Annotated in this window: 10 protein-coding genes; 8 read left to right on the forward strand and 2 right to left on the reverse strand. The window is 70.8% G+C overall.

The annotated features are described in order from the left end of the window. Positions 1-2251, reverse strand: a 2251-nt coding sequence (locus ACWEVO_RS20070; protein ID WP_452309042.1) for an FtsX-like permease family protein, incomplete at its 3' end; no start/stop codon positions are given. Between the two features lie 98 nt (positions 2252-2349). On the opposite strand from ACWEVO_RS20070, the gene ACWEVO_RS20075 reads away from it, so the two are divergent. Both ACWEVO_RS20075 and ACWEVO_RS20080 read left to right on the forward strand, forming a co-directional pair. After that, positions 2350-2952, forward strand: a complete 603-nt coding sequence (locus tag ACWEVO_RS20075; protein ID WP_452309043.1) for a PadR family transcriptional regulator — start codon at positions 2350-2352, stop codon at positions 2950-2952. Between the two features lie 283 nt (positions 2953-3235). Then, a complete protein-coding gene (locus ACWEVO_RS20080; RefSeq protein WP_452309044.1) occupies positions 3236-3622 on the forward strand; it encodes a hypothetical protein in 387 nt (128 codons plus the stop codon). A gap of 222 nt (positions 3623-3844) precedes the next feature. On the opposite strand, the gene ACWEVO_RS20085 is transcribed toward ACWEVO_RS20080, so the two are convergent. Then, positions 3845-4510, reverse strand: a complete 666-nt coding sequence (locus ACWEVO_RS20085; RefSeq protein WP_452309045.1) for a YoaK family protein — start codon at positions 4508-4510, stop codon at positions 3845-3847. A gap of 290 nt (positions 4511-4800) precedes the next feature. On the opposite strand from ACWEVO_RS20085, the gene ACWEVO_RS20090 reads away from it, so the two are divergent. The 6 genes from ACWEVO_RS20090 to ACWEVO_RS20115 all read left to right on the forward strand — a co-directional run. After that, on the forward strand, positions 4801-5514 hold the full coding sequence (locus ACWEVO_RS20090) for a TenA family transcriptional regulator (RefSeq protein WP_452309046.1): 714 nt from the start codon (positions 4801-4803) through the stop codon (positions 5512-5514). A gap of 97 nt (positions 5515-5611) precedes the next feature. After that, positions 5612-5983 (forward strand): Rieske (2Fe-2S) protein, encoded by a 372-nt coding sequence (locus tag ACWEVO_RS20095; RefSeq protein WP_452309047.1) that lies wholly within the window; start codon positions 5612-5614, stop codon positions 5981-5983. Positions 5984-5990: 7 nt separating this feature from the next. Next, complete coding sequence (locus tag ACWEVO_RS20100) at positions 5991-7211, forward strand: NAD(P)/FAD-dependent oxidoreductase (protein WP_452309048.1); 1221 nt, start codon at positions 5991-5993, stop codon at positions 7209-7211. Beyond that, positions 7208-8644: an aldehyde dehydrogenase family protein gene (locus tag ACWEVO_RS20105; RefSeq protein ID WP_452309049.1), complete on the forward strand. Its 1437-nt coding sequence runs from the start codon at positions 7208-7210 to the stop codon at positions 8642-8644. The genes ACWEVO_RS20100 and ACWEVO_RS20105 overlap by 4 nt, the downstream gene beginning before the upstream one ends. Further along, positions 8641-9051, forward strand: a complete 411-nt coding sequence (locus ACWEVO_RS20110; protein WP_452309050.1) for a Rieske (2Fe-2S) protein — start codon at positions 8641-8643, stop codon at positions 9049-9051. Before ACWEVO_RS20105 ends, ACWEVO_RS20110 begins: the two co-directional genes overlap by 4 nt. Then, positions 9048-9456, forward strand: a 409-nt coding sequence (locus ACWEVO_RS20115) for a gamma-glutamyltransferase (RefSeq protein WP_452309051.1), incomplete at its 3' end; no start/stop codon positions are given. The genes ACWEVO_RS20110 and ACWEVO_RS20115, both read left to right, overlap by 4 nt.

Here is a 9456-nt window from a genome sequence, read left to right on the forward strand (position 1 = left end):
CGGCGCGATCGTGCGGGCCGACCGGGGCACCGTGACGGTGGACGACGTGGAGGTCACAGTGCTGCGCCGGGCGGCCTTGGCCCGCTACCGCCAGCAGCAGGGCCACGGGCACGGCGAGCAGTGCCCGTCGCCAGTCGACGTCGATGTGCAGGGCCGCGCCGAGTGGAAACGCCACCCCGACGGCGAGCAGCCCGGAGGCCAGGCCCAGCGCGGCCACCTCGCCGAGGATGAGCGCCCCGATTCGCCGGGCCGGCCAGCCGAGGCAGGCCAGCACCGCCAGTTCGGGACGGCGGTCCCGGACCGCGGCCGAGACCGCGTTGCCCAGGAAGAGCACGCAGACCACCAGCACCAGCAGGAAGAGCGCGGCGCTCTTGCGGTCGACGGCGCGGGTGATGGTGGAGGCGACGCCCAGTGCGGACCAGTTCTCGGTCAGCCGCAGCGCGGGCCGGCCGAACGCGCCGGCCGGCAGCTCCACGGTCTGCGGCGCGGGGGAGGAGCCCAGGGTGATGTCGACGTCGAGGCCGGTGGTCTGGGCGATCCGCTCGGCGATCAGCCGAACCCGTTCGGCGGAGCGCTCGCTGTAGCCGTGCACGTCGGCGACCCGGACCCGGATCGCGCTGATCGGGGCGGTGCGCTGCGGGCTGCCACCACCCTCGAGAAGCTTGGACATGCTGGCCAGGTTGGTCAACAGCAAGGGTGGGGCGGAAAGGTAACCAGCGGGGTTGCCGCTCGGCTGCAGCGGACGGCCACCCAGTGCGCCTCGGCTGTGCGCGTCGGCGCCGGCGGCCAGCGGCGGCTCGTACGTCTCCAGCGGCACCTTGCCCAGGTCGCTGAACCCGGTCAACTTCTCCGGGTCGAAGACCCCCACGGAACGCCACTGCCGTAGATCTTTGGAGCGGGTTCCGAGGCGCAGCTCGGTCAGCCCGCGGAACGGGGTGTCCTCGGTCAGCCAGGGGCGAGGCAGCAGCGTGGACATCCGGCCGTCGGTGTACACCGTGGACTCGGCGGCGGGGCGGGCGCGCAGTGTCCCGTCCGGCAGCTGGTCGTACCCGGTCTGGCCGGGCTGGACGACCCGCTGGAGTTGTCCCCAGCAGCACTTGTCGGCGCCCTGGCCGGTGGCGAGCTGTGCCCGGTACCCGTCCACCGAGTCGAGCACGGTGCCACCGGCCGGCACGGCAGGGGCGCCCTGCAGCGTCCGGGCCAAGGCGTCCGGGGCGACATCGGCGATGCTGCCCCTGGGGGTGACCCGGGTCCAGGTGGTGCGGATCGCCCCGTCCAGGTACGGCCGGGCGCTGACCAGCACCGGGAGGGTGTGGCTGCGCGAACCGTACCGGGATTCGGTCTGCACGGTGTCGGCGGAGGTGAGCGGGCGGCCGTCCACCACCGCCCCGGAGAGCCCGACCAGTCGTTGTTCCGCGTCCGGGTCGACGGCAGCGAGCAGGAACGGAACCGTCAGCGCCAGCTTGACGACCAGCCGATCCGACGCCAGCGAGAGCGGCGAACCGGCTGCGCCCGGGGCGTTCGTCTCGAAGCGTCCGTCGGGCAGCAGGCGGAAGGCCTCGGCGGTCCAGGTCTGCCGCTCACTGAAGGTGTCCGGAGTGATGCCCTGGTACCAGCGCGGGTCGCAGATCGGCCCGCTCCGTCCGTCCGAGAGCACCTCCCGCGGGGCATCGCCGCACAGTTGCGAGTCGTATCTGCGGCCGTCGTTGTACGGGACGGCGTCGCTGCTCCACCCGTCGTGCAGCGGATAGAGCAGCCGGTGCTTGGTGACATAGATGTAGAGCGGCTGGGCCGGGCCGCGGGTGAGCCCGCGTTCGGCGAGGAACGTCCGGTCGACCCGGATGACCTGCCGGTCCAGCGACCGGTCGACCGCGTCGGTCAGGTCGAGCGGTAGCTCGATCGCCGTGGTGGAGTAGCCGAGCATCGCGATCGGAGCCGCCACGGTCACCCCGTCAACCGCCCTCACCCGCTCGTACTGTGCGGCGGTGATGCCGCCGAAAAGGCCGGAGAGGTAGTTGGGGCGAACCAGCCGGCGCTGCTCCTCCAGCGGCGTCCGCGTGCCCTTCGGGCGGACCAGGATGTCGTACGCGGCGCGGGTGTTCCGCTCGACCGTGCCGGTCACCTCGAGCCGGGAGGTGGTGGTGGCGCCGGTGAGGACGACGAAGCCGGTGGTGGCCACCAGCACGCCGGCCAGCAGCGCCACCGACCGTCCCGCACGGCCACGAAGTTGCCCCCAGATGAAGTGGAACATGTCGCGCCTCCCCGTGTGCTGTCCACACTGTGCGCGATACATTGTGACAATGCAAGACCCCTCCGGCGATGCTGTCCGGAACCGGATTGGAGAAGACGATGGCCATCCAGCACGCCGTCCTGGCCCTGCTCGCCCGCGGGCCCAGCTACGGATACGAGCTGAAAGGGGCCTTCGAGGCGGCGGTCGGCCCCCAGTGGGGGCCGCTCAATATCGGGCACCTCTACCAGATCCTCGACCGGCTCTCCCGGGACGGGCTGGTGGTCGCCGAACGACAGGCCCAACCGGTCAAGCCCGACCGGGTGGTCTACGAGATCACGCCCGCCGGCCAGGCAGAGCTCGACCGCTGGCTCGCCGAGCCCAGCCCGCGCAGCGGCGGGTTCCGCGACGACTTCTTCCTCAAGGTCAGTGCTGCGGCGCGGTCCGGTGAGCCGGCGACCGTCCGCACGGTGCTCGGCAACCAGCGCGGCCACCTCATGCGGGAGTTACGCAACCTGGACGCGCTGCGCCGCCGCGCCGACGACCCCTTGGTCCGGTTGCTGCTCTCGGCCGCCAGCCGGCACGTCGAGGCGGACCTGGCCTTCGTCGACGACGCCGAGTCGGCGCTGCTCACCGACGGATACGCGGTGCTCACCGGTCTCGGCGCCGACCGCCCGCCCGCCGCACCGCCGGCGGACCCCGGGCCGGCCCGGGCCGCCGGCTAAACCGGTCACCGGTCAAGAGCGTGGCAGGCCGCGCAGCAAGCGGTCGGATGTGCCTGGCCAAGGCATCTTTACTGCCGGGTGGGCTTACGTGGCTCCGGGCTTCCGGGTGCCGGCAGCGGGCAACCCCAACCCGCTCTCCGGCGATGTCGGCGAGATCCCGGGGATCTCGGCTTCGGGGATGCCGATAGGCGGCGGCATCGAGATTCCCGGTATCGGGGAGATCCCCGAGTTCTCCGAAATCCCTTTGAATAGGTAGGAGCCGATGACAAGAACGCCTGAAGGTGTGGACGCGGACGAGCTGATTGAGCTGTTGCATCTCGGCACCGCGGAGATGTACACGAACGTGGCCGCGGTACGACTGTTGGTGCGGCACCGGTATTGGCTTGACCAGCCGGAGTTTCGCAAGTTCATCGAGGTGTATGACGAGATGAGCCCCAGGAACGCCGGAGTTGCCTGGCCGGAGGCTGTTCAGGCACTGGACCGGGGTGAGCTCCGAGCCGACCATGAGGCAGCCAACATCCTGCGGATCGCGGCCAGCCTCGCCACGTTTTACGAAGTGTCTTTCAGGGACGTGATGGAGCGGCTCTCGCCCGAGGCGATGAAACATGCGGCCGAGGCAATGATGTGCGCGGCCGGCTACGCGGAATCGGTGGCGACACCGAAGCTCTGAGATGACGGCTTGGCGGCGGCGAGTCCAGCTCGCCGCCGGCCACCTTCGGCCATTGGTCGCCGCTCCAAACGACGCCCGCTTTGAGCGGAACGGTGGCGGGCAGGTGCCGTACAGTCGCTGCTCGACCGTCTGCTCCGTGGGCGACCAGACGACCCGGACCCTGACCCCGGCCGGCAGCCCGGCGGACCCGGCCTACCCGCAGTCGGCGAACGGGACGGGAAGTCACCGACGAATGAGGTCGCGGTCGGGTGCCGGCTTTATCGACGTGGCGGCGGCAGCCAGCACGATGCCGAGGCTGCCCAGTTGCACCAGCGGTGCCCACACGGGTGCCTGTGTGGCGAGCAACGCGCCGAGCGCTGCGCCGGTGATCAGCCCGAGGAGGGTGAGGGCGCTCGGCGTGACGTCGCGTAGTCGGTGCCCGGAGGTGAGTCGTGCGATCAGGGTAGTGAGCGTCCCGGTGAGGTAGGTGGTGGACAGGCCCGCCACGCCGAAGCGTTGGACGGTGCTGCTCTGGATGCCGAGCGCGAGCGCATTGAGAACGAGCAACGACAGTTGCAGTTGTCCCGTTGGGTGGGCGCCGCTCCACCACCAGCCCACCGCGTACCCGATGAGCACCACGCCTTCGACGGCGAGTGCTCGGGTCACCGCCGGCGGCCAGACCGGGTCGTCGGGTTTTGGGGTGCCGGCGATGCGTGTGCCGAGGGAGCAGCCGAGGATGAAGCAGAGGATCGCCGCCCCGGTGTGCAGGGCCAGCGCACCGTCGGTCCCGGCCACGGCGACTCCGAGCAGGACCATGTTTCCGGTCATGACGCTGGTGAAGGCTCCGCCTAGGGCCAGGAATCCGATGGCGTCGGTGGCGCCGCTGTTGACCGCCAGTACGACGGCCATCGCCTCCCGCCATCGACGCTGTCGGCCGATGGTTTGTGGCGCTTTTGTCGCCGTCCAGCGGAATCGGCGTGGATGCGTGCTGCTGATCGTGGGCACCGACCCACGATGGCAAATCGGCCACTGTCGGCGCTGTGGGCGGTCTGCACAGAAGGATGCGGCGAATGATGTGCATCTTGACCGTGGGGTGCTGGTCGTCGGTCTCCTTAGCGTTGGTGACATCCCAGAGACTCCCGTGGCGCTGCGCCGGGCTGCCGGGATCGTACCGACGCACCACAGAGAGAGGCGACCAGATGACCGAGCTGCTCTCCCGCGACAATTTCCGTGCTGCCCTCGAGGACGCGATCAAGGGCAGGGAGGCCAAGAACGCGTCGTTCAGCCAGGCTTGGGCCGATGGCAAGCTGCAGCGGCACCATTTCGCGCGCTGGGCGGAGAACCACTACCACTACGTGGGCCCGTTCGCCGACTACCTGAGCTACGTCTACGCCAACACCCCCGACACCTGCACCGACGCCAAGGACTTCCTCCTGCAGAACATGTACGAGGAGGAACTGGCCGACATCCGCCACACGGACCTGCTGATCCGCTTCGCCGAGGCGTGCGGGACGACCCGGGAGCGGATCGAGGACCCGAACAACATGAACGCGGTGACCCGCGGCCTTCAGGCGTGGTGCTACGCGACCGCTATCCGCGAGCACTTCGCGGTGGCGACCGCGGCGCTGGTCGTGGGCCTGGAGTCGCAGGTGCCGAGCATCTACAAGAAGCAGATCGTTCCGCTGCGCGAGGTGTACGGCTTCACCGAGGACGAGATCGAGTTCTTCGACCTGCACATCACCTCCGATGAGGTGCACGGCGAGCGTGGCTACCAGATCGTGCTGGACCACGCGAACACGCCCGAACTTCAGCAGCGGTCGTTGCAGTTCGTCCGCTGGGGTGCGGAGATGCGCTTCTCCTACACCAAGGCGCTCTACGACACCTACGTGGCGCCGGACCTGGTCAGCGCCTGATCGGCGCAGTCGGACGGGTGGGTCCACGCGTTGGCCCACCCTTCCGGCATCTGCGGCCAGAGTTCAGCAGCCGCTTCAGTCATGGAGGGAGTCGGGAGTGAGCGAGCCTAACCCCGTCGAATGGGTGCTCGTCGCCGAGCTGCCGGAGCTCGCGCGCCGCAAGAAGAAGCAGGTGCTCGTCGACGGCACACCGATCGCGCTGTTCCTCGTCGGCGGCCGGGTCTTCGCCTTGCACGACGTCTGCGTTCACAAGCAGCGCTCGCTGAGCAAGGGCACGGTGCTGCACGGGCGGATCATCTGCCCCGGCCACCAGTGGTCCTTCGACCCCGCCACGGGGCAGGCGGCGGACCAGGTCGAGTGCCAGCCGACGTACGACGTGCGGGTGGCCGACGACAAGATCTACGTCAGCCGGCGCCCCCGCCCCGAGGGCGCTGACGCCGCCTCGTACACGACCACCGCAGCCGGGTGAGACGCCGATGACCAGGACAATTGTCACCGTCGGGGCCGGTCAGGCCGCCGCCGTCGCCGCCCGTGCGTTGCGCCGGCGCGGTTTCGACGGCCGGATCGAGCTGCTGGGCGCGGAACCGGAAGCGCCGTACCAGCGGCCGCCGCTGTCGAAGGAGTACCTCGCCGGCGACGACGACTGCGGCCTGGCTCTGCTGTCGGATCAGTGGTGCGCGGCGAACGACGTGCACCTGCGGCTCGGCCAACCGGCCGTCCAGGTCCGGCCTGAGCGCGGGCGGGTGGAGTTGGCCGACGGCACGGAGGTCGCCGCGGACATGGTCCTGCTCGCGACCGGCGGCAGCCCACGCCGGCTGCCGGGTGTCACCGGTGAGCGGATCCACTACCTGCGCACCCGGCGCGACGCCGAGCGGCTGCGCGCCCAGCTTCGTCCGGGCGTCCACGTGATCGTCATCGGGGCCGGGTTCGTCGGCGCGGAGGTGGCCGCCACCAGCCGCGGCAAGGGTGCCGACGTCACCGTGGTGGAGGCGCTGCAGGTGCCGCTGCAGCGTGTGCTGGGGCGCGAGATCGGGGCCACCTGCGCGGCGATCCATCGCCGGCAGGGCGTCACGTTGCGGCTGGGGGAGTCCGTCGCATCCGTCGTCGAGACACCTGCCGGCGTGGTGGTGACCACCAGCGGCGGCCGCATCGAGGGTGACCTGGTGGTGGTCGGTATCGGCATCACCCCGAACACCGCCGTGGCCGAGCGGTCCGGTCTGGCCGTCGACAACGGCGTGCTGGTGGACGAGTACTGCCGCACGAGTGCGCCGAACGTGTACGCCGCCGGTGACGTCGCCAACCACTGGCATCCGCTGTTCGGGGAGCGGATCCGGGTCGAACACTTCGACAACGCGAGCCGGCAGGGGACCGCCGCCGCCAACAACATGATCGGCCGGACCATGTCGTACGCCGACCCGCACTGGTTCTGGTCGGATCAGTACGACCACAACCTGCAGTACACCGGCCACGCGCCGGTCTGGGACGAGCTGGTCGTGCGCGGCTCGGTCGCGGACTTCGACTTTTCCGCGTTCTACCTGCGTGACGGCCTGGTGCGGGCGGCGTTCGCCGTCGACCGCGGCGGGGACGTCCTGGTCGCCAAGGAGTTGATCGCCGGCCGGATCAGCGTGGATCCGCGGGTCCTCGCCGACGAGGACGTCGATCTGGCCGAGCTGACGGCGTTGGAGGAGCAACTGTGAAAGGCAACTTCATCGGCGGCGAGTGGGTGGGGTCGGCCAGCGGGCGTACCCGCGAGCGGCGCAACCCGGCCGACGAGCGCGAGGTCGTCGCGGTGTTCCCGGACTCCGACGCGAAGGACGCCCACGACGCGGTCACGGCGGTGGCGGCGGGCTACCGGGAATGGGCGGAGCACGGCCCGGAGGCCCGGGCGGCTGTCCTGCACCGGGCCGCGGACATCCTCGCCGCCCGCGCCGACGACCTCGCCCGAGACCTGGTACGTGAGGAAGGCAAGACGCTCGCCGAGGCGCTCACCGAGACCCGCCGAACCCCGTCGAACCTGCGCTTCTACGCGGGTGAGGCCCTGCGCGTCGCTGGCCGCACCTACGCCACGGGCGACGGCAGCCTCGTCTACACCTCCCGGGAACCCGTCGGGGTCGTCGTGGCCATCACGCCGTGGAACTTCCCGCTGAACATCCCGTCCCGCAAGCTCGGCCCGGCCCTCGCGGCGGGCAACGGGGTGGTGTTCAAGCCGAGCGAGGTGACCCCGCTGATGGGGCAGCGGCTGGTGGAGGCGCTGCTCGAGGCGGGCGTCCCAGCCGGTGCGCTCGCCCTCGTGCAGGGTGGTGGGGAGGCCGGCGCGGCGCTGGTCGCGGATCCGCGGGTGGGTGCGGTGACGTTCACCGGCTCGTCCGACGTCGGTGCGGCCATCCACCGTGCGGTCGGGCCTGCTCAGCGCTGCCAACTGGAGATGGGCGGCAAGAATCCGGTGATCGTGCTGGAGGACGCCGACCTGGACCGGGCGGCGGACATCGTGGCCCGTGGGGCGTTCGGCCTCAGCGGCCAGGCGTGCACCGGCACCAGCCGGCTGATCGTCCACGACGCGGCGCACGATGCGCTGGTCGAGCGGGTGGCCGTGCTCGCCCGCGCCCGCCGGGTCGGTGACGGGCTGCGTGACGGTGTGCAGATGGGCCCCCTCGCGACCCGCGCCCAACTGGACAAGACCCGGCACTACCTCGACCTCGCGGCGGCCGCCAACGCCGGTCTGCGCGCCGGCGACGAGCCGCTCGACCCGGGCCTGGAACACGGCAACTTCGTCCGCCCGGCGGTGGTCACCGACGTCGACCGGTCGTCGCCGCTGGCGCAGGAGGAGATCTTCGGGCCGGTCCTGAGCGTGCTGCGCGTCGGCTCCTTCGACGACGCGATCAGCGTCGCCAACGACACCGCGTACGGTCTGTCGGCCGGGATCGTCACCCGCGACCTGGGCCGTGCGCTCGACTTCGCCCGTCGGGTCGACAGCGGCCTGGTGAAGGTCAACCAGCCCACCACGGGCATGGCGATGAACGCCCCCTTCGGTGGGCTGAAGAACTCCAGCACCCAGACGTTCAAGGAACAGGCAGGGGAGACGATGATGCACTTCTACACCGTCGACAAGACCGTGTACGTGGCCTCATGAGCACGCCCGAGGTCACCGGCACCGCAGACGCGGCAGCGGAGCCGGACGCCGTCCGATACGTCCGGGTTGCTCGCTCCGGTCAGGTGCCTGACGGTTACGTCCGCCGCTTCTACGCCGACACCCTGGAACTGTGCGTCGCCCGCTGCGAGGGCAGGGCGTACGCGACGTCGAACTACTGCACGCACCTGGACTGCCTGCTGTCCTCCGGCAAACTGGTCGACGACGGCATCGGCTGCTCCTGCCACGGCAGCGTCTTCGACCTCGAGACGGGCGAGCCGGTCTGCCCGCCCGCCACCGAACCGATCAAGACGTTCCCCGTGCGGGAAGAGGACGGGCAGATCTACGTGGGAGTCACACCGGAGGACATCGCGACCGGTGGGCCACGACGCCGTAAGCCGGTGACATGAGCGGCGCGGACAAGGACTGGCCGGCACCGACCCGTAACCCGGTGCTCGCCGGCGAACACATGGCGGTCTCCAGCCACCCGACGGTCAGCGCCGCCGGTCATCGCGTGCTCGCCGACGGTGGCACCGCGATCGACGCCACCGTGGCGATGGCCGCGATGTCCTGGCTGGCGCTGCCCGGCCAGTGCGGCGTCGGCGGCGACGCCTTCGCCGTGGTCCGCGAGCCGGACGGAACGGTGTGGACCATCAACGGAAGCGGCTACGGGCCCGACGGCGGTGACCTGGACTTCTACCGGGCGCAGGGCCGGTCCGCGATCCCACTGACCGGGGCGCTCGCCGTGGCCGCCCCGGGTGCGGTGGCGGCGATCGCCGCGCTGCACGCCCGCGGGGCGACCCGCTCACTGGCCG

Source organism: Micromonospora sp. NPDC003776 (genome assembly GCF_053605645.1).

Coding starts and splice junctions, on each gene's coding strand:
- ACWEVO_RS20075 (WP_452309043.1), top strand. CDS start 2,350: ATGGCCATCCAGCACGCCGTCCTGGCCCTGCTCGCCCGCGGGCCCAGC.
- ACWEVO_RS20085 (WP_452309045.1), bottom strand. CDS start 4,510: ATGGCCGTCGTACTGGCGGTCAACAGCGGCGCCACCGACGCCATCGGA.
- ACWEVO_RS20090 (WP_452309046.1), top strand. CDS start 4,801: ATGACCGAGCTGCTCTCCCGCGACAATTTCCGTGCTGCCCTCGAGGAC.
- ACWEVO_RS20100 (WP_452309048.1), top strand. CDS start 5,991: ATGACCAGGACAATTGTCACCGTCGGGGCCGGTCAGGCCGCCGCCGTC.
- ACWEVO_RS20110 (WP_452309050.1), top strand. CDS start 8,641: ATGAGCACGCCCGAGGTCACCGGCACCGCAGACGCGGCAGCGGAGCCG.